At 75.3% G+C, this 19433-nt stretch carries 18 protein-coding genes; 9 read left to right on the plus strand and 9 right to left on the minus strand.

Annotated elements, in window-relative coordinates:
* Together F9B16_RS18485 and F9B16_RS18490 are read left to right on the plus strand one after the other, a co-directional pair.
* Positions 1–1593 (plus strand): ABC transporter ATP-binding protein (locus F9B16_RS18485; protein ID WP_151541336.1); only part of this gene is annotated, 1593 nt, incomplete at its 5' end.
* Entirely contained in the window at positions 1590–2477 is an 888-nt protein-coding gene (locus tag F9B16_RS18490) for a MauE/DoxX family redox-associated membrane protein (protein ID WP_151541337.1), read from the plus strand. The genes F9B16_RS18485 and F9B16_RS18490, both read left to right, overlap by 4 nt.
* A 14-nt stretch (positions 2478–2491) precedes the next feature.
* Here F9B16_RS18490 and F9B16_RS18495 read toward each other — a convergent pair whose 3' ends face one another.
* The 6 genes from F9B16_RS18495 to F9B16_RS18520 all read right to left on the minus strand — a co-directional run bounded on the left by F9B16_RS18495 (position 2492) and on the right by F9B16_RS18520 (position 9282).
* Positions 2492–3829 carry an acetyl-CoA carboxylase biotin carboxylase subunit gene (locus F9B16_RS18495; RefSeq protein WP_151541338.1) on the minus strand — a complete coding sequence of 446 codons (1338 nt, stop codon included), beginning with the start codon at positions 3827–3829 and terminating at the stop codon, positions 2492–2494.
* 136 nt (positions 3830–3965) lie between these two features.
* Positions 3966–5309 (minus strand): HD-GYP domain-containing protein, encoded by a 1344-nt coding sequence (locus tag F9B16_RS18500; protein WP_151541339.1) that lies wholly within the window; start codon positions 5307–5309, stop codon positions 3966–3968.
* Between the two features lie 11 nt (positions 5310–5320).
* A complete protein-coding gene (locus tag F9B16_RS18505; protein WP_151541340.1) occupies positions 5321–6667 on the minus strand; it encodes an HD-GYP domain-containing protein in 1347 nt (448 codons plus the stop codon).
* A gap of 578 nt (positions 6668–7245) precedes the next feature.
* Positions 7246–8163 carry an NAD-dependent epimerase/dehydratase family protein gene (locus F9B16_RS18510; RefSeq protein WP_151541341.1) on the minus strand — a complete coding sequence of 306 codons (918 nt, stop codon included), beginning with the start codon at positions 8161–8163 and terminating at the stop codon, positions 7246–7248.
* Positions 8164–8275: 112 nt separating this feature from the next.
* Entirely contained in the window at positions 8276–8587 is a 312-nt protein-coding gene (gene rsrA / locus F9B16_RS18515; protein ID WP_151541342.1) for a mycothiol system anti-sigma-R factor, read from the minus strand.
* An 89-nt stretch (positions 8588–8676) separates the two neighbouring features.
* The gene (locus F9B16_RS18520; RefSeq protein WP_151541343.1) at positions 8677–9282 is read right to left on the minus strand and encodes a sigma-70 family RNA polymerase sigma factor; all 606 of its coding nucleotides are present in this window, start codon (positions 9280–9282) and stop codon (positions 8677–8679) included.
* Between the two features lie 446 nt (positions 9283–9728).
* On the opposite strand from F9B16_RS18520, the gene F9B16_RS18525 reads away from it, so the two are divergent.
* Entirely contained in the window at positions 9729–10532 is an 804-nt protein-coding gene (locus F9B16_RS18525) for a class I SAM-dependent methyltransferase (protein WP_151541344.1), read from the plus strand.
* Between the two features lie 22 nt (positions 10533–10554).
* Here the strand turns inward: F9B16_RS18525 and F9B16_RS18530 are convergent, their stop codons facing one another.
* Both F9B16_RS18530 and F9B16_RS18535 read right to left on the minus strand, forming a co-directional pair.
* Positions 10555–10887, minus strand: a complete 333-nt coding sequence (locus tag F9B16_RS18530; RefSeq protein ID WP_192808853.1) for a TraR/DksA family transcriptional regulator — start codon at positions 10885–10887, stop codon at positions 10555–10557.
* Positions 10888–10989: 102 nt separating this feature from the next.
* Positions 10990–11838, minus strand: a complete 849-nt coding sequence (locus F9B16_RS18535) for an SOS response-associated peptidase (RefSeq protein WP_225991742.1) — start codon at positions 11836–11838, stop codon at positions 10990–10992.
* On the opposite strand from F9B16_RS18535, the gene F9B16_RS18540 reads away from it, so the two are divergent.
* From F9B16_RS18540 to F9B16_RS18565, 6 genes are all read left to right on the plus strand, one after another.
* Entirely contained in the window at positions 11837–12910 is a 1074-nt protein-coding gene (locus F9B16_RS18540; protein ID WP_151541345.1) for a DoxX family protein, read from the plus strand. The genes F9B16_RS18535 and F9B16_RS18540 overlap by 2 nt on opposite strands.
* A 149-nt stretch (positions 12911–13059) precedes the next feature.
* Positions 13060–13653, plus strand: a complete 594-nt coding sequence (locus tag F9B16_RS18545) for a sigma-70 family RNA polymerase sigma factor (RefSeq protein WP_151541346.1) — start codon at positions 13060–13062, stop codon at positions 13651–13653.
* The gene (locus F9B16_RS18550; RefSeq protein WP_151541347.1) at positions 13650–14360 is read left to right on the plus strand and encodes an anti-sigma factor family protein; all 711 of its coding nucleotides are present in this window, start codon (positions 13650–13652) and stop codon (positions 14358–14360) included. Before F9B16_RS18545 ends, F9B16_RS18550 begins: the two co-directional genes overlap by 4 nt.
* 50 nt (positions 14361–14410) lie before the next feature.
* Complete coding sequence (gene aroA, locus F9B16_RS18555) at positions 14411–15718, plus strand: 3-phosphoshikimate 1-carboxyvinyltransferase (RefSeq protein ID WP_151541348.1); 1308 nt, start codon at positions 14411–14413, stop codon at positions 15716–15718.
* A 76-nt stretch (positions 15719–15794) separates the two neighbouring features.
* Entirely contained in the window at positions 15795–16760 is a 966-nt protein-coding gene (gene rsgA / locus F9B16_RS18560) for a ribosome small subunit-dependent GTPase A (protein WP_225991743.1), read from the plus strand.
* A gap of 78 nt (positions 16761–16838) precedes the next feature.
* Positions 16839–18467, plus strand: coding sequence for a serine/threonine-protein kinase (locus F9B16_RS18565; RefSeq protein ID WP_151541350.1), 1629 nt, complete (start codon positions 16839–16841; stop codon positions 18465–18467).
* Positions 18468–18495: 28 nt separating this feature from the next.
* Here F9B16_RS18565 and F9B16_RS18570 read toward each other — a convergent pair whose 3' ends face one another.
* Positions 18496–19362, minus strand: coding sequence for a hypothetical protein (locus tag F9B16_RS18570; protein ID WP_151541351.1), 867 nt, complete (start codon positions 19360–19362; stop codon positions 18496–18498).
* Positions 19363–19433: the final 71 nt, after the last annotated feature.

A 19433-nucleotide genomic window follows, 5' to 3' on the forward strand; every position in this document is an offset into this window, starting at 1 on the left:
CTGGCGCTGGTCGGCGCGGCGGCGGGGCTGCGCGGCGCGCTGCTCGCCGCCGCCGGCTGGGCGCAGGCCCGGCTGAAACCGCAGGTCGAGCGGCAGGCGGAGACGCGGCTGTTCGAGCTGACCACGCGGGTGGAGCTGACCGCGTTCGACGACCACGAGTTCCACAACGCGATGCGCCGGGCCCGCGACAACGGCGTGCCCGACACCGCCACCGTCGTCGAGACGACGGTGAGCGTGCTGACCGGCGCGGTGGGGCTGGCCGCGCCCGCCGTCGCGCTCGGCCTGCTGCACCCGGCGCTGATGCCGCTGCTGCTCGTCACGGCCCTGCCCGCGGGCTGGGCGGCGCTGCGCACGGCGCGGCTGCGGTACGCGGCGTTCTACCGGCTGTCGGCGGCGCGGCGGCGCAAGTTCATGCTGTCGGACCTGATGGCCGAGCGGCAGCCCGCCGCCGAGGTCCGCGCGTTCACCCTGCGCGGCTTCCTGCTCGGCGAGTACGACCGGGTCGCCGACCTCGAGCAGCGCGTCCAGCTGGACGTCGCGCGCCGCCAGACCGGCGCGAAGGCGGCCGGCGACCTGCTCACCGGCGCCGCCACCGTCGCCGTCTACGGCGCGCTCGGCGGCCTGCTCGCCGGCGGCGTCGTCCCGCTGTCGGTCGCGGGCGCGGCCGTGCTGGCGATCCGGGCCGGGCAGTCGTCGCTCGCGGCGTGCGTGCTGAGCCTGAACAAGCTGTACGAGGCGGGCCTGTACTTCGGCGACTACCTGAACTTCCGCGCGCTCGCCGCCGAGCGGCTGCCGCCGGCGGGCGGCGCCGCGCCGCCCGCCGGGGACTTCGAGCGCGTCACCGCCGACCGGGTGTCGTTCCGGTACCCGGGCGCGAGCACGCCGGCGCTCACCGACGTCAGCGTCACCGTGCGGCGCGGCGAGGTGATCGCGCTGGTCGGCGAGAACGGCTCGGGCAAGACGACGCTGGCCAAGCTGCTCGCCGGGCTGTACCGGCCGGACTCCGGGACCGTCCGCTGGGACGACGCCGACCTCGCCGCCCTGGACGGCGACGCGCTCCGCCGCCGGATCGCCGTGATCGCCCAGGACCACACGCGCTGGCCGCTCACCGTCCGGGAGAACATCGTGATGGGCCGCCCGCTCGACGAGGACCGGCTCGCCACCGCCGCCGCGGCGGCGGGCGCGGACCGGGTCGTCGGCGAGCTGCCGGACGGGTACGACGCGCTGCTGGACCGGCGCTTCCGGGGCGGCCACGACCTGTCGGGCGGGCAGTGGCAGCGCATCGCCGCCGCGCGCGGCTTCTACCGGGACGCCGCGCTGGTCATCTTCGACGAGCCGACCTCCGCGCTCGACGCCCGCGCCGAGCACGCCCTGTTCGAACGCATCCGGCGGCACGCGGACGGCCGGACCGTGGTGCTGATCACCCACCGGCTGGCGAGCGTCCGGTTCGCCGACCGCATCTACGTGCTGGACCGCGGCCGCGTCGCCGAGAGCGGCGCGCACGCCGACCTGCTCGCCGCGGACGGCCTGTACGCCGACCTGTACCGGCTCCAGGCGTCGGCGTTCCAGCCGGACCCGCAGGAGGTCGCGTGACCGTCCTGGCGTCGGCGTGGCCGGCGGTGATCGCGGTGCTGCTCGTCGCGGCCGACGGGAAGGTCCGCGACGTGCCCGGGTTCGCGGCGGCGATCGGCGCCTACCGCGTCCTGCCCGCCCGGCTGACCCGCGCCGCGGCGGTCGCGGTGCTGTCCGCCGAGGCGGCGGCGGCCGTGCTGCTGGCCGTCCCCGCCACGCGGCGCTGGGGCGCGCTGGTGGCGGCGGCGCTGTTCGCGGCGTTCCTCGCCGCGATGGCCTCGGTGCTGCGGCGCGGCATGCGGATCGACTGCGGCTGCTTCGGGTCGGCGCGGCGGCCGACGCCGGTCGGCGCCGCGTCGGTGGCGCGGACGGCGCTGCTCCTGCTGCTGGCCGCCATGGCGGCGGTCGCCGGGCCCGCGCCGTTCTCGCCGGTGCAGCCGGTGCTCGCGGCGGTCTTCCTCGGCGCGGTCGCGGCGGTGCCCCGGCCGCGGCCCGGGGTGCCCGAGCCGGAGGCTTCGCCGTCCGCCGGCCCGCGTCCCGGAACGCCCTTCGCGCTGGACGCCGGGATCGGCGCCCCGGCGGTCTTCGCGCTGATCTCGCCGGCGTGCGGCCTCTGCCGGACGATGCTGCCGGTCTTCGCCGAGGCCGCGGCCCGGCGGCGGGTGGTGCTGGTGAGCGCGGCGGACGAGCCCGACGTCCGGCGGCACCTGGACGAGCACGGCGTCGCCGGCCTCCCGCTGGTCATCGACCCCGGCGTCTACGACGCGAACGGCATCCCGTGGCCGCCGTACGCCGTCGTCACCGACGCGGCCGGGATCGTCCTCGCGGCGGGCGGCGCGGACACGCCCGCCCGGTTCCACGCCCTCCTGCGGCGGGCGGACGCCGCCGCGCGTCCCGTCCGCTGACGGGACGCGCCAGGTCAGCGGGCGCGCATGCGCGCCACCACGCCGGTGTCGTAGGTGCCGTCGATGAACTCGCGGTAGTCGAGCAGCTCCGCCAGGAGCGGCAGGTTCGTCGCCACGCCCTCGATGCGGAACGCGCCCAGCGCGGCGCGGGCCCGGGCCAGCGCGTGCGCGCGGTCGTCCCCGTGCACGCACAGCTTGGCGAGCAGCGAGTCGTAGTACGGCGTGACGGTGTTGCCCTCGTAGTAGCCCGCGTCGATGCGGATGCCGTCGCCCACCGGCTCCTCCCACACCTTGATCTCGCCGGTGGCGGGCCGGAAGTCGCGCGGGTCCTCGGCGTGGACGCGGAACTCGATCGCGTGGCCGCCCGGCGCGGCGGCGGCCGGCCCCGCCTGCTCCCCGGCCGCGATCCGGAACTGCTGCTCGACCAGGTCGATGCCGGTGACCAGCTCGGTGACGGGATGCTCGACCTGGAGCCGGGTCGTCATCTCCAGGAAGGCGAAGTCCTGCACGACCGGGTCGACCAGGAACTCGACGGTCCCGGCGCCCCGGTACCCGACGGCCTCCCCCGCGCGGACCGCCGCGGCGAGCATCCGCTCCCGCAGCGCCGTGCCGACCCCGGGCGACGGGGTCTCCTCGACGACCTTCTGGAACCGGCGCTGGACGGAGCACTCCCGCTCCCCCAGCGCGACGACGGTGCCGTCCGCGAGGCCGAGGATCTGCACCTCGACGTGCCGGGCGCCCTCGACGTACCGCTCCAGCAGGACGTCGCCGTGCCCGAACAGCCGCACCGCGGCGGTGTGCGCCGCCTCGAACGCGGCGCGCAGCGACGCCTCGTCGTACGCGGCGCCCAGCCCGGCGCCGCCCCCGCCGGCGGCGGGCTTCACCAGCACCGGGTAGCCGATCCGCTCGGCCTCCTCCAGCGCGGTCGCCGCGTCCGGGACCGGCTCCCACGCGCCGGGCGAGACCGGGACGCCCGCCTCCTTCATCAGGTTCCGGGCGTTGATCTTGTCGCCCATCCGGGCGACGACCAGCGGCGGCGGCCCCACCCAGGCCAGGTCCCGCTCGGCGACGGCCCGCGCGAACGCGGCGCTCTCGGCGAGGAACCCGTAGCCGGGATGGACGGCCTGCGCGTTGGTGCGGTGCGCGGCCTCCAGCACCGCCGCCGCGTTGAGGTAGCTGCGCGCCGGGTCGGCCGGGCCGATCAGCACCGCCTCGTCCGCCTCGGCGACGTAGGGCAGGTCGGCGTCGGCCTCGGAGTACACCGCGATCGCCTTCAGGCCCATGGCCTGCGCGGTGTGCACGACCCGGCCGGCGATCTCACCCCGGTTCGCCACCAGCACGGACTCGAACACCTGCGACTCCTCATCGGCGGTCCGCGGCCCCGGCTGCCCCGGCGGCCCTGACCCGGCCGACACTAGTCCCCGTTCCGGCCCGCGTCCGCCCGTACCGCCGATGAACGGCCGGTGCCTCCGCCTCGGCCGCGCGCGGTCAGGGGCGGGGACGGCGGTCGACGACGCGGCTGAGCGCCTCCACGACGGTCGGGTCGTACTCGGCGGCCGAGTCCAGCCGGAGCCGCTCCAGCACGGCGGCGCCGCGGTCCCGGTCGGCGGAGTCGCCCACCAGGTCGTCGTAGGCGTTCGCGACCTTGATGATGCGCCCGGCCAGCGGCGGCACGGGGGCGGGCCGCTCCGCCTCGCCGGGGCCCCCGAGCGCCTCCGGGCCCGTCCGGTACGGGTGCGACGACAGCTGGACGATGTGCGCGACCCGGTCCAGCACGCCGGTCTGCTTGATGACCTCGGCGCCGAGCTCGGCGATGCGGCGCTGCTCGGCGGGCGACGCGAGCACGGTCGCGCCGCCGGGGATCGGGTCGCCGAGCGACAGCTGCCCGATGTCGTGCATCAGCGCCGCGTACTCCAGCTCCAGCAGCTCCTCCTCGGACATGCCGAGCTCGCGGCCCATCGCCACCGACAGCCGCGACACCCGCCGCGAGTGCCCCGTCTCCACGTACCCGCCGACCTCGGTGACCCGCGACAGGGCCCGGACGGTCTGCAGGTACGTCGCGCGGATCCCCGCGTACCGGCGGAACGCGAACTGGGTGACGAGGATCGGCACCGTGAAGATCAGCAGCGCGGCCTCGCCCATCGCGGTGGTCGCGACCGCGATCAGCATCGCGGTGGCGCTGGTCGCCGCGCACAGCGCCATCTTCGCGTCGATCTCGTCGCGCAGCGCGATGCCGAACCGGGCCCGCACCGCCTCCGCCCGGATCATCGCGGCGATCAGCACGTCGGTGAAGCAGGACAGCACGACGACGAGGCCCATCACCGCGAGCAGCAGCTGCCAGGGCAGCCCGAGCGTCAGCATCGGCCGGAAGCACAGCGCGACGACCGCGACGGTGAACAGCCGGCGGGCCATCGCGTCGGGGCGCGGCGAGCGGCCGACCAGGATGTGCGGCAGCGAGCCGACCAGCATCCCGACCGACGTCACCGCGACGACCTGCAGCGGCGAGTGCTCGGCGGGGACGACGCCGAGCGGCGCGTCCGGCGGGGCGCCCTCGGGGCCGATGCCGACCAGCAGCGCGTAGCCCATCGCGCCGGCGCTGGCGATCGGCGCGACCTCCCGGTTGCCGGGCATCACCATCCGGAACAGCTCGCCGAGCGCGATCAGCACGCCGAAGATGATCGCGACGTTGGGCTGCCGGAGCCCGGCCGCGGCGACCTCGGCGATCGCGACGACGACGAACAGCCCGGCGGTCGCGATCAGCAGCAGCTGGCCGGAGTCGATGGTCTGCCATGCGGCCCGCTCGCGGCGGGCCCGGATCTGGGTGCTGCTCATGGGGGGTCCGGTCACCGCCGTGCTTCGTCTCCGGCGACCCGCAGCGGCGCGCTCGGGTCGTCATGGTCCTGCTGGGTGGTCTCGACGACGTCGTCGTCCGGCAGCACGACGGGCCGCGGCGGCTCCCAGCCGTCCCGGTCCAGCGCGCGCAGGAACGCCTCCACCATCACCGGGTCGAAATGGTCGCCCATGCCGCGGCGCAGCTCCGCCACGGCCTCCGCGACGGTGCGGGCCGCCCGGTAGGAGCGGGTGGACGTCATCGAGTCGAACGCGTCCGCGACGGAGATGACCCGCGCGAACTCGGGGATCTCGTCGCCGGCCAGGCCCATCGGGTAGCCGCGGCCGTTCACCTTCTCGTGGTGGTGCATGATCCCGGCGAGCGCCTCGTCCAGGAACCCGATCTCCCGGACGATCTCCAGCCCGCGCATCGGGTGCAGCTGGATCGCGGCGAACTCCTCCTCGGTGAGCGACCCGGACTTCTGCAGCACCTTCGTCGGGACGCCGAGCTTGCCGACGTCGTGCAGCATGCCCGCGTACCGGATCGCCTCGACCCGGTCGGCGCGCATGCCGATCTCCTGCGCGATCATCACCGAGCCGCGGGAGACGCGCTCGGAGTGGCCGCGGGTGTAGAAGTCCTTGGTCTCGACGGCCTGGCAGAGCGCGGCGAGGGTGGCGGCGTGCGCCTGCTGCTGCACGTAGGCCTGGTCCATCGCCCACCGGGCGATGAACAGCGGCAGCAGCACCAGGACGGCGGCGAAGGCGCCGATCCGCGGCCACAGCCCGGCGATCAGCAGGCCGACCATGCCGTAGCCGAGGCAGCCGACGGCGAGCTGGCCGCTCTCGTGCAGCAGCTCGCGCGGCGCGGCCTGCCGGGACAGCAGCAGGACCCCCGCCATCAGCAGCAGGTTGACCAGGACGAAGGTGACGAGGGCGCCGAGGAAGGGCCCGATGACGTTCTCCACCCAGCGGGACTGCTCGGGGTGGAAGCGGTCACCGCCGAGCAGGTCGAAGACCGTGCCGGCGCAGAAGCCGCTGAGCGCGAACTGGGCGCCGTTGAAGGCGCGCTTCTCGGGGGCGAAGAACCGCTGTCCGGTGACCAGGGCGGACAGGCCGAGCAGCGCGGCGCCGGCCGCGCCGAGCAGCACGACCCCCGCCAGGCTGGCGGCGAAGCTCAGCGAGACCCGGGCCCGCTCGACGTTGAGCCGGGCGGGCGCGGAGTCGCAGATCAGGAACAGCAGGGCCAGCACGGCCAGCTTCGTCCAGTCCACCCCCGTGAAGGACGACGTGGCGATGACCGCGGCCGCGAGCGCGACCACCCCGCACACGTACGCCCAGGCAGCGAGAGGTAGTCCACGCATTGCCGCCCCTTAGGGAGTGACGAACGAGCGGGCCGCCGCCGGGATCGACCGTGCCTGCCGGCACCTAGACCCAGGAAACGCCCTCGGGCATCATCAGCGACGATCCCGTGGCGCCCTCGCACCGGCCTCGTCGGGCCGGACTGTCGCACTTGAGCATGGCTTCCGCCTCCCCCCGTCAACCGGGTCGGCCGGCACGGGCCGGCCCGCCGGAACCGCACGGCCCCGGTCTCCCAGGTCCGCACATACCCCGAATTCCCGGGGCCTGCACGCGTTCCCGTCGCTGATTTCGGCCCCAAGCCTAACGCGAACTGCCCAGGTCACACAGGCATGCCGGGAATCGTGAGCAAAGCGTGAAGCAAGTGTCACTTTAAGTGATCAATGGCTGCGGATTAATGCACCGAGCGTACCCGCACAATGCCGCTGCACAATCTCAATGCACGTGCATCTGCAAATGGCATTCTTAAACCGGTCAGAATCAACCCATCAATGGCACCAAGCCGCATTCCTCAGCTCTCCGACACCGACCGCCCGGTCAGGCCGCCCGCCGGCGCGCCCGCGTCGGCCCCGGGCCGCCCGGGTCAGGCCGTCCGCTCGCGGGCCCAGGCGGCCGTCTCGGCAAGACCGTCCACGAGGCTCACGCGCGGCTCCCAGCCGAGCGCCTCCCGCGTCGGCCCCGGGTCCACCGCCATCGCGGGCAGGTCGCCGAGGCGCGGCGGCGCGAACTCCGGCTCGTCCGGCGCGCCCACCGCGGCGGCCACGAGCGCGTGCAGGTCCCGGTCGGTCGTCTGCAGGCCCGTCCCCACGTTGAACCGGCCGCCGCCGCCCGCCTCGCCCGCCGCGCGCGCGAACGCGTCCACCACGTCCAGGACGTACACGTAGTCGCGGGTCTGCTTGCCGTCGCCGAACACCCGGGTCGGGCGGCCCGCCAGCAGCGCGTCCGTGAAGATCGAGATCACGCCGGCCTCGCCCTCCGGCGTCTGCCGCGGCCCGTACACGTTCGCCAGCGTCAGCGTCGTGAAGTCGAGGCCGTGCAGCGCCCGGTACATCCCGGCGTACACCTCGCCCGTCACCTTCGAGGCCGCGTACGGCGACGCGGGACGCAGCGGCGCGTCCGGAGGGACGGGCAGCGCGTCCGGCACCCCGTACACCGCGCAGCTGGAGGTGAACACGACCTTGCGGCTGCCCGCCGCCCGCGCCGCCTCCAGCACGTTCGCCGTGCCGAGCCCGTTGACCCGCGCGTCGTGCAGCGGGTCGGCGACGCTCGCGCGCACGCTCACCTGCGCCGCCAGGTGGCAGACCACCTCGGGGCGGCGCGCGGCCATCCGCTCGGCGAGCGCCGGGTCGGCGACGTCCATCCGCCACAGCTCGATCGACGGGTTGAGGTTGGCCCCCGACGACAGGTCGTCGACGCCGACGACCTCGTGGCCGTCGGCGAGGAGCCGGTCGACGAGATGGGACCCGATGAAGCCGGCCGCGCCGGTGACGAGAGCGAGCACCCCAGCACGATACCCAGCCGCGGCGCCCTCGATCGGGCCCGCGCCCCGGCCGTCCCCGGACACCGCCGCCGCCCGGGCGATCAGCGCCGGACCGTACGGGGCGGGAGGGGCCTCAGGCAGACTCGGACGCGCCGGTGCCGCCGGACGCGACGCCGCCGGACGCCTTGATCTCGCCGCAGATCTCCTCGATCCGGCCGAGCACCTTCGAGCGCAGCTCGGCCGGCGCCTGCTCGCACCCGCAGGACTTGTTCACGATCTTCTTGACGGCCTCTTCCAGGCCGTACTCGCGCAGGCAGGGCCCGCACTCGTCGAGGTGCTCGCGGACCTCGCCGCAGCCGCCCTGGTCGAGTTCGCCGTCAAGGTAGGTGTAGACGCGCGCGAGGACCTCTTCGCAGGACGTCTCGTGGTGGTCGCCACAGCTCATGGCTCACGCACCCCTCTCGCTCACCGCGCCGCGCCCGGCCGCGGTGTCCGGCATGTCGCTCCGCTCTACGCGTCCGGCGCTTCCCCGGCTCATGCCGGCCCCCCGGTGGCGCGCGTCAGGCCGCGGTCCTGAGCGTAGTCCTCCAGCATCCCGCGCAGCTGCCGGCGACCCCGGTGCAGCCGCGACATCACCGTGCCGATGGGCGTGCCCATGATGTCGGCGATCTCCTTGTAGGCGAAGCCCTCGACGTCGGCGAGGTAGACGGCGATGCGGAACTCCTCGGGCAGCTCCTGCAGCGCCCGCTTCACGTCGGAGTCGGGCAGGTGCTCGAGCGCCTCCGCCTCCGCGGACTTCAGGCCGCTGGAGGTGTGCGACTCGGCGCGCGCGAGCTGCCAGTCCTCGATCTCCTCGGTCGCGGACTGCTGCGGCTGGCGCTGCCGCTTGCGGTAGGAGTTGATGAACGTGTTGGTCAGGATGCGGTACAGCCACGCCTTGAGGTTGGTGCCTTCCTTGAACTGGTGGAAGGACGCGAACGCCTTGGCGAAGGTCTCCTGTACGAGATCCTCGGCGTCCGCCGGGTTGCGCGTCATGCGCAGCGCGGCCGAGTACAGCTGGTCCAAGAACGGGAGCACGTCGCGCTGGAACCGCTCCTGGCGCTGCTCAACGGTCTCCGTGGTGCCCGGTACCTGACCCACCCCCTTGACTGTGGCGCCCGTGGCCTTGGCCGGCCTGGTGGCGTCGTATCCCACAGACGATATCGGGCCGCGCTGCCTCATCACGCCCTTGGGGGCGCGCGCGCCGCCGGGCGGGGACACTACCCCCGCGCCGCGCGGGTAATCGGCAACGGCTGTGGTCATCGGCCTGCACCTCCGCTGTGTGCTCGTCCATCGCCCCGCCCGCGAGCGCGGGCGGTGCGGTCCGTCCGGTCGTGCCGCACCACGCATGCGGACGGTTATGAGACGGTGCAACGCCGGGACGCGCCCGCCGATTCCCCGACCGGGAGCCGCGCGCGGAAAAGATTCCGGACGTCCCCGAGCGGACCGGGCCGACCCCGCCCGGCCTGCACGGAGGGTGATGACCGGGCCCGGACGGGGAAAGAACTGACATACACGGCGAGAACAGGAGCAAACCGTTGCTACCGGTGCCGGCGCGACCTCCCGAGCCCACCATCGCCAGCCTGCGCGACTCCCCCACGGAGGGCGACGCCCTGGCGCGCTACTGGAGGTTCTACTGGGCGGTGGCCGACGCGCAGCTCGCGCGCTGGCTGCCGCGCAGTCCGTCGCGCGTCCTGGACATCTCCGGCGATCACGGGCGCTGCGCCGAGCGCGCCGCGGAGGCGGGGCACACCGTGATCGAGGTCCGCGACCCGCTGCTGGAGCGCCGCACGGCCGGGGCGCTCGCGGCGGGGACGTCCCTCGACGGGGCGTCCGGGCCGGGCCCCGCGACGACCAAGGTCCTCGGGGACTCCGGCTCGCTGGCCTTCCTCGGCGGCGCGTCCATGGACGCCGTCCTCGCCGAGAATCGGGTGCTGTCGCGGCACCTGGCCACCGAGGAGACGATCGCGGAGATCGCCCGGGTGCTGCGGCCCGGCGGCCGCGTGCTGCTGTGCGTGGACTCGCTCACGCTCGGGATGGCGCTGCTGGCCGAGCAGAGCCACTGGGCGCACCTGTCGGACGTGCCGAGCGCGGAGGTCGTCCTGGTGCCGTGGCCGGACGGGACGATCACCCGCTGCTTCGGCGCCGACCAGCTCCGCGAGCTGCTCGCCGAGGTCGGGCTCGAGGTCGCGTGGATCCGGCCGCGCACGGCGCTGTCCCCGTCGACGGTGGAGCACGTGCTGTCCACATCGCCGGACGCGCTGCCGCGCCTCGTCCGGACCGAGCTGAACGCCCCGCCCGGGGACGAGTCGCTGGGCTTCCACCTCCTGGCCAGCGCCAAGCGCCTCTAGGACGGCGCCTGGCGCCCGTTCCCTAGCGCCCGCGCCGGTCGTGCCGGGCCTGGCACGGCACGCACCTGGCGGCGTCCGGGCGGGCCTCCAGGCGCCCTTCCGGAACCGGGGCGCCGCAGCCGACGCACCGCCCGTAGGTGCCGGCGGCGACGCGGTCCAGGGCGGCCTGGACGGCGGAGCGGTGCCGGCGCAGCGCGTCGAGCGCGGCCTCGACGCGGCCGCGGTCGGAAAGGCCGGAGCCGGCGTCCGCCGGGGAATGGTCGCGCTCCGGGCTCTCCCCCCGCAGAATGGCGATGGACCGATCCAGATCCTCGACCATCGCCTCCAGTCGGGAACGGGCGGCGGCTGCGTCCACGAGGTCCGAACTCCTCCCGGTGGGGGTCTCCGGGCAAAGCCCTCCGGCGGACGGGAGCGTCGGCCCGGACCGCCGGAACCGGGAGGGGCCGGGGTACGGCGGTCAGAACAGCGCGCCGGAATGGTTGCCGGAACTATCCCCATCACTGGACGGTTCTATGAGTTCCGGGCCGTTGTTTTTCACGCTGTTGACCAGTTTCGACACCGGATAGGCGTCCATCGTGCCCGCCATCGCGGGGACCAGCAGGCCCCGCACCCGGTCCGGGTCGGTCAGCTCGGGGTCGAGCCACGCGTCCCACTGGTCCGGCCGCACGACCATCGGCATCCGGTCGTGGATCCGGCCGAGGTCGTCGGGCGCGTTCGTGGTGATCACCGTGCACGTCCACAGCCAGTCGGCGTCCTCGTCGTCGCGCGGCTTCCACAGCTCGTAGAGCCCCGCCATCGCCATCACGGCGCCGTCCTTCGGGCGGATGAAGAACGGCTGCTTCTGCGGCTTCCGCTTGGCCTTCTTCTCGCCCTCCGCCGGGTCGTCGGAATCCTGCAGCGTGTACCACTCGAAATAGCCGTCCGCGGGCAGCAGGCAGCGCCGCCGGGCGAACGCGCGGCGGTACGACGGCTTCTCGTGGACGGTCTCGGCCCGCGCGTTGATCATGCGGGAGCCGATCGACAGGTCCTTGGCCCACGACGGGACGAGCCCCCAGCGCAGCGTCCGGAGCTGCCGCACCGCGTCCTCGTCCTCCGGGGCGTCCTTCGGGCGCCGGCTGAGCACCGCCGGGACCTGCTTCGTCGGGGCGACGTTGTAGTCGGGCTGGATCTCCCCGCCGGCCGCGTCGACCTGCACCTGGAACTCGTCCAGCAGCTCCTGACGCGCGCGGGTGGTGGCATATCGACCGCACATGGTCCCCATCCTGCCGCGCTTGAGGCGCATCGTGGCGGGCATGTAGCGGGTCATGCGACCCATCGAGACCCTGGCCCGCCCCCTGGTGGCGGCCCCGTTCATCATGACCGGTCTGGAGGCGGTCCGCGATCCGCGCCCGCGCGCCGAGCAGGTCGGGCCGTCGGTGAAACCGATCGCCGACCGGATCGACTGGATGCCGAAGGACCCCGAGACCCTCGTCCGCATCGAGGGCGCGATCAGCGTCGGCACGGGCGCGCTGCTGGTGCTCGGCAAGTTCCGGCGGCTGACGACGCTGCTGCTCGCCGCGCAGATGGTGCCGGCGCTGGCGACCGAGCACCGCTACTGGACCGAGGACGACCCCGACCGCCGCGCCGAAGAGCGCTCCCACCTGCTGAAGAACGCCGCGCTGTTCGGCGCGCTGCTGATCTCGGCGACCGAGCCCCGGCGCCCCCCGCGCCTCGCCGAGCTGCGCCGCGCCGCGCGCGAGTCCCAGATCAGGACGGGCGCCGAGGCCAAGGCGATGCGCCGGGAGGCGGCGGCGACGCTGCGGGAGGCGCGCCGCGAGGCGGCCCGGCAGGTCCGCGTGGCCCGCGCCGAGAGCGGCCGGAAGGCCGCCCGGAAGGCCGCGAAGGCGGCCAAGGCGGGCAGCGGCGGCGGTGCCCTGCTCGGCGCGAAGCTGGGCAAGGCGTCCGCGAAGGCCGGGAAGGCGTCCGGCAAGGCGTCCGGGATGATGGCGCAGGCCGGCAAGTCCATCAAGGCGGGCGCGGCGACGCAGGCCGCGAAGGCGGCCAAGACCGGCCGGGGCGGCGGCGCGAAGTTCGGCGCGAAGCTGGGCCGCGCGTCCGGGAAGGCCTCCGGCCGGGGCGGCGCGCTCCTCGGCGGCCTGAAGCTCGGCAAGGCGTCCAAGAAGGGCGGCAAGCTGGGGCTGATCGGTGGCAAGGCCGGGCTCATGGGCGGCAAGGCCGCCGGCAGGGCCGGGAAGGCGCAGGGCATGGCGTCCCAGGCCGGCAAGACGGTGAAGGCCCAGACCACCGCGCAGGCCGCCCGCGCCGCGAAGGCCGGCAGGACGGTCGGGACCGGCACCGCGGTGCAGGCCGGCAAGGTGCTGCAGGCCGTCAAGCACTGAGCCCGCACGGGGAAGCGGCCCGGCGCCGGTTTCCCGAAGGGAGCCTTAACGCGGCCTCAAATCGGTTGAACCACGCGCCGGGCCGGCCGCGTACTGCCTGGTGACCGCCCGCTACCTGGGTCCTTCGACCGACACGGAGACGCCCGGCCATGGCAGCACCCGGATCGACCCGCCGGACCGGCGGCCTGCGGAGCCTGCTCCGCAGGCCCGGCCCGGGCGGCGGACCGCCCCCCGCGCCGGCCGGCGAGGAGCTGGTGGCGGAGCTGTACCGGGAGTACCAGCGGCCGCTGATGTCGTTCGTGCTGCGGCTGACCGGCGGCGACCGGCAGTGGGCGGAGGACGTGGCGCAGGAGACGATGATCCGGGCGTGGCGCAGCGCGGACCGGCTGGACGTCCGGTCGGCCTCGCTGATGCCCTGGCTGGCCACCGTGGCGCGGCGTATCGTGATCGACGACCGTCGGCACCGCGACGTCCGGCCGCCCGAGGTCGGCGACGCCCCCCTGGAGAACCTCCCGATGGCGGACGAGATGGACGCCCTGCTGCGCAAGGTCGTGGTGACCGAGGCGCTGGCCTCGCTGTCGCCCGCGCACCGGCAGGCGCTGACCGAGACGGTGCTGCGCGACCGGACGGTCAACCAGGCGGCCGAGCACCTCGGGATCCCGGTGGGGACGGTGAAGTCCCGGGTGTACTACGCGCTGCGCGCCCTGCGCGTCGCCTTGGAGGAGAGGGGGGTGGACTCATGAGTTCCCAGGTCGAGCACACCGATGTCGGCGCGTACGCGCTCGGGCTCCTCGAAGCCGACGATCGGCGGGCCTTCGAGGCGCATCTGCGGGGGTGCGGCTTCTGCCAGGCCGAGCTTCGGGAGATGGGCTCGCTGGCGGAGGCGCTCTCCGGGATCGACCCGGCGGAGGCCGAGCCGCCGGGCGAACCGGCGCGGCCGCCGGCGCCGGTGATCGACCTGGTCCGGCGCCGGCAGGCGCGGGACCGGCGGATGCGGCGCGTCGCGTACGGGGCGGGCGCGGCGGCCGCGGCGGCGCTGGTGGCGATCGGGGTGGGGGTCGGGACGACGCTGGGCGGCGACGAGGGAGCGAAGCCGCAGCCGCAGCCGCAGCCCCAGGCGATCGTCGGCGAGCGGCACCAGGCGACGGACGCCCGGACCGGCGCGTCCGGCACCGTCGGGCTGGTGAACAAGAAGTGGGGCACGCAGGTCACGTTCGAGCTGACGAACGTCAAGGGCCCGCTGAAGTGCCATCTCGAGGCGGTGTCGACGTCGGGGGCGCGGTCGGTCGTCGGCGGCTGGCGCGTGCCCGAGCCCGGGTACGGCGTCCCCGGGTCCCCGAAGCCGCTCGCGATGCAGGGCGCGACCGCGCTCTCGCGCACCGAGATCAGCCGCTTCCAGGTGGTGGTGGACAGCGGTGGCGGCGGGACGCTGCTGACCATCCCGCTCTGACCCGCTTGACGGTTCGCGCCGGTTCCGGGCCCGCCCGATAACCTTGGGGCATGCCCACTCCGCACTGGAACGCCCCGGTGGCCGACGGCCCGGTCGACGCCACGGTCCGGCTGCCCGGCTCCAAGTCGATGACGAACCGGGCGCTGATCCTGGCGGCGCTCGCCGAGGATCCGGTGCGCATCACCCGGCCGCTGCACAGCCGCGACACCGAGCTGATGGCGGGTGCGCTGCGCGCGCTCGGCGCGAGCATCGGAGAAGACTCGAAGGCCGTTGCTGGGGGGTCGTCCCCCCAGAAGGATGCCGACTGGCAGACGGTGCCGCAGGAGCTGCGCGGGCCGGCGCGGGTGGACGCCGGGCTCGCCGGGACGGTGATGCGGTTCATCCCGCCCGTCGCGGCGCTCGCCGCCGGCGACGTCGCCATCGACGGCGACCCCTATGCCCGCAGGCGCCCGATGGGCCCGATCATCACCGCGCTGCGCGCGCTCGGCGTGTCCATCGACGACGGCGGCCGCGGCGCGCTGCCGTTCACCGTGCACGGGACCGGCGCGGTCGACGGCGGGCCCGTCACGATCGACGCGTCCGGGTCGTCGCAGCTGGTGTCCGGGCTGCTGCTGGCGGCGCCGCGGTTCGGCAAGGGCGTCGAGGTCCGGCACGAGGGGCCGCCGGTGCCGTCCGCGCCGCACCTGGCGATGACCGTCCGGATGCTCCGCGACCGCGGCGTCACGGTCGAGACGGAGACCGACGTCTGGCGGGTCGCGCCCGGGCCCGTCCGCGGCGGCGAGTGGGTGATCGAGCCCGATCTGTCGAACGCCGCCCAGTTCCTCGGCGCCGCGCTCGTCACGGGCGGGCGCGTCACCGTCCCGGACTGGCCGGACGACACCACCCAGCCCGGCGACGCCCTGCGCGACCTGCTCGCCCGGATGGGCGCGGACGTGGCGCCCGGCCCGGACGGGCTCACCGTCCGCGGGTCCGGCGGGTTCGGCGGGCTGGACGCCGATCTGCACGACGTCGGCGAGCTGACCCCGGTGATCGCGGCGCTCGCCGCGCTCGCGGACGGCCCGTCCCGGCTCACCGGCATCGCGCACCTGCGCGGCCACGAGACCGACCGGCTGGCGGCGCTCGTCACCGAGATCAACGGGCTCGGCGGGGACGTCCGGGAGCTGCCGGACGGCCTGGAGATCCGCCCGCGCCCGCTGCACGGCGGCGTCTTCCGCACCTACGACGACCACCGGATGGTGATGGCGGCGGCCGTGCTGGGGCTGGCCGTCCCGGGCGTCGAGGTGGAGAATCCCGGCACGGTGGGCAAGACACTTCCAGGCTTCACGGAGCTGTGGGCGTCGATGCTGGCGTCCGCCTGAGAGCGGCGCCCGCTCAGGAACGGAGACCGGACCACTGGCACGACGAGTACAGGACTACGACGAGGACGACGTCCGGGTGCGGCCCGGGCGCCGCGGGTCGCGGCCGCGGACCCGCCGCCGCCCGGCGCACGACGACGCCTCCGCCGGGTTCGTCACGGCCGTGGACCGCGGCCGGTACCGCTGCCTGGTGGACGGCGGGACCCGCGGCGAGCGGGCCGTCGTCGCGATGCGCGCCCGCGAGCTCGGCCGCAAGGGCGTGGTGGTCGGCGACCGGGTCGCGCTGGTCGGGGACGTGTCCGGCGCGCCGGACACGCTCGCCCGGATCGTCCGGGTGGAGCCGCGGGCGTCGTCGCTGCGCCGCACCGCCGACGACACCGACCCGTTCGAGCGGATCATCGTCGCGAACGCCGACCAGCTGGTGATCGTGACGGCGCTGGCCGACCCGGAGCCGCGGCCCCGGATGATCGACCGGCAGCTCGTCGCCGGCTACGACGCCGGGATGGACCCGCTGCTGTGCCTCACCAAGGCCGACCTCGCCGACCCGGACGGCCTGGTCGCCGAGTACGCGCCGCTCGGCGTCCCGTACGTGGTGACGCGGCGCGGCGGCGACCTGGACGAGCTGCGCGGGCACCTGGCCGGCCGGATGAGCGTGCTCGTCGGGCATTCGGGCGTCGGCAAGTCGACGCTGGTCAACGCGCTGGTCCCGGACGCGGAGCGGGCCGTCAGCCATGTCAACGCGGTGACCGGGCGGGGGCGGCACACCTCGTCGTCGGCGATCGCGCTGGAGCTGCCCGGCGGCGACGGCTGGATCATCGACACCCCGGGGGTGCGCAGCTTCGGGCTGGCGCACGTCGAGCCGGAGAACGTGATCAACGCGTTCGATGACCTGGCGGAGGGCGCGGCGGAGCGCTGCCCGCCGCTCTGCGACCACCTGCAGGAGTCCTGCGGCCTGGACGGATGGGTCGCGGACGGGCACGCCAGCCGGGCGCGGCTGGACTCGCTGCGCCGGCTGCTCGCCAGCCGGGAGGGCGAGCCGGAGTAGCCGCCGGCCGCGGCGGATCGGGCGAACCGGGCGAGAACGGTCCTTCACTCCGGGTGGTACGTCGGTATCGTCGCCTGCATGCCGCGCACGATCGACGAGGGCCGCTACGAGCTCCTGGAGGAGCTCGGCCGCGGCGGGATGGGCGTGGTCTGGCGCGCCCGCGACACGGTGCTGCGCCGCGAGGTGGCGATCAAGGAGGTGTCCCCGCCGCGCGGCCTGGACGGGACGCAGGCCGAGCGGATGTACGCGCGGACGATGCGGGAGGCGCAGTCGGCGGCGCTGCTCGACCACCCCGGCATCGTGACCGTGCACGACGTCGTCCGGGAGGACGGCCGCCCCTGGATCGTCATGCGGCTGGTGCGCGCGCCCGCCCTGGACGCGGTGGTCCGGCGGGACGGGCCGCTCGCCCCGGACCGGGTGGCGCGGATCGGGCTGGACCTGCTGGACGCGCTCCGTGCCGCGCACGCCAAGGGCGTCGTGCACCGCGACGTGAAGCCGGGGAACGTCCTGCTCACCGAGGAGCGGGCGGTGCTCACCGACTTCGGCATCGCGACCATCGCCGGGGACGAGACGCTCACCCAGACCGGCGCGATCGTCGGGTCCCCCGCCTACCTGTCGCCGGAGCAGGCCCGCCGGGAGGACGCGACTCCGGCGTCCGACCTGTGGTCGCTCGGCGCCACGCTCTACGCGGCGGTCGAGGGCCGCCGCCCGTACGAGCGCCCGGACATCTACGCCCTGATGGGCGCGCTGCTCCGGGACGATCCGGACCCGACGCGGCGCGCCGGGGCGCTGGAGCCGGTGCTGCACGGCCTGCTCCGCCGCGACCCGCGCGACCGGCTCGGCTACGAGGAGGCCGAGCGCCTGCTGCGCGCGGCCGCGGTCCCGCAGGGGGCGCACGGCCCGGAGCCGAGCCTGGAGCCGCGGGGCCTCGACACCACTCTCGGTCAGGGCGGCGAAGGGACGCAGCCGCCCGGCCCGGCTCCGACGCCCGGGCCGTCGCCGTCACCGCACCCGGCGCCCCCGCGGCCCGCTCCGATGCCGGTCCCCGGGCAGTCGCCGCACCCGGGCGCGGCGCCGCCGCCCCGGCCGCGGCGGCGGTGGGAGCTGATCGTCCCGGCGGCGATCTTCTCGGTCGCGCTGGTCGCGGCGGCCGTGGTGTTCGCGGTCTTCGTCAACGGGAGCGGGAACGGCGGCGGCCGGACCGGCACCACTCCCAGCGCCCATCCGTCGCCGAGCGCGGGGTCCGGCGTCCCGGCGGGCTACCACCGGTACGAGGGGTCGGCGTTCGTGGCGGCCGTGCCCGACGGCTGGAAGGCCGACGGCTCGGGCGACGACGTCACCTTCACGGCGCCCGAGCAGGGCGCGACGCGGGGCGTGGCCGTGACGCGGGCGAAGCCCGGCCCGTTCGACACCAGCGACCCCGGGGACGCGCTCGCGGCGGCGACGAAGGACTTCGGCGACAAGGACTCCGGCTACGCCGGCTACAAGCAGGTGTACTTCCACCGGAAGGTGCCCTACCAGGGCAAGGACGCGGCGGAGATCGAGTTCACGTTCGAGAAGAACGGCAAGGACAGCCGGGCGCGGGTGCGCGTCTTCGCGTTCGACGACGCCCTCTACCAGGTGATCCTCGCCGCCGACCAGGCGCACTGGGACGCGACCGTCCCCGTGTACGAGACGTTCCTGGCCACCTTCCGCTCCTCCGGCTGAGAGCCGGCGTCCCCGGTCACCTGCCCGGTCACGCGTCGGCCGAGTGCTCGTCCGGGGCGTCGCCGAACAGGGCGCGGGCCCGCGCCTCCGCCTCGTTCAGGGCCCGGACGTGCTCGGGCGCCAGCTCCTCCACGCACCGGGTCATCTCCTCGGTGACGTGGCTGAACGCGCTCTCCTCGGCGGCGCGCAGCGCGGCCCGCACGCTCGCGGACCGGGCACCGAGGGCGGCCCACTCCAGCTCCAGCCGCGCGACGGCCTCGTCGAACGCGCGGGCCGTCCCGGCGCCCGCCTCCTTCAGCTCGCCGGGGATCGGGCCGCGCCCCGCCTTGCGGGCCTGCGCGGACAGGCCGGAGATGCGGCCGGCGAGCGCCAGCCCCTCGCGGGCCAGCGGCAGCACCTCGGTGATCAGGTCGGTGACGGCCCGGGCGAGCTCCTCGACCCGGGTGAGCAGGGTCCGCGTCGCCTCGTCCAGCGCGGCGGAGGTGCGGGCGGCGACCCGTTCGGCCACGTCCCGGCGGCTGCGGGACAGCACCGGGACGACGTCGCGGTCGAGCCGGCGGCGCAGCTCCTCCTCGCGGGCGCCGCGCCCGCCGGCGCCGGCGCGCTCCGCCCAGTCCGCCCAGAGCCGTTCGAGGCGCTCGTCGCCGGACGCGGCGATCTCCGCGGTGATCTCCTCCAGCGCCTCGCCGGCCCGGGCCTTCAGCCGCTCCACCCGCCCGTACAGGGCCTCCCGCCTGAACGGGTCGTTCAGGTCGTTCAGCTGCGCCTGGAGCCGGCGGGAGACGTCGATGGCGTGCTCGGCCAGGGGGACGAGGCGGTCGGCGAGCTCGTCGAGCGTCCGCGCGCGGCGCGGGTCGGTGAGCTCGGCGACCCACCCGGGTAGGTCGTGGGCCATGCGCCCATGCTGCCAGGTGCCCGCGCCCCGCACCGGCCGCCGCGCCCCGCGGGCGGACCGAAAAGCCGTAA

The organism is Actinomadura montaniterrae, assembly GCF_008923365.1.
Classification (GTDB): Bacteria; Actinomycetota; Actinomycetes; order Streptosporangiales; family Streptosporangiaceae; genus Spirillospora; species Spirillospora montaniterrae.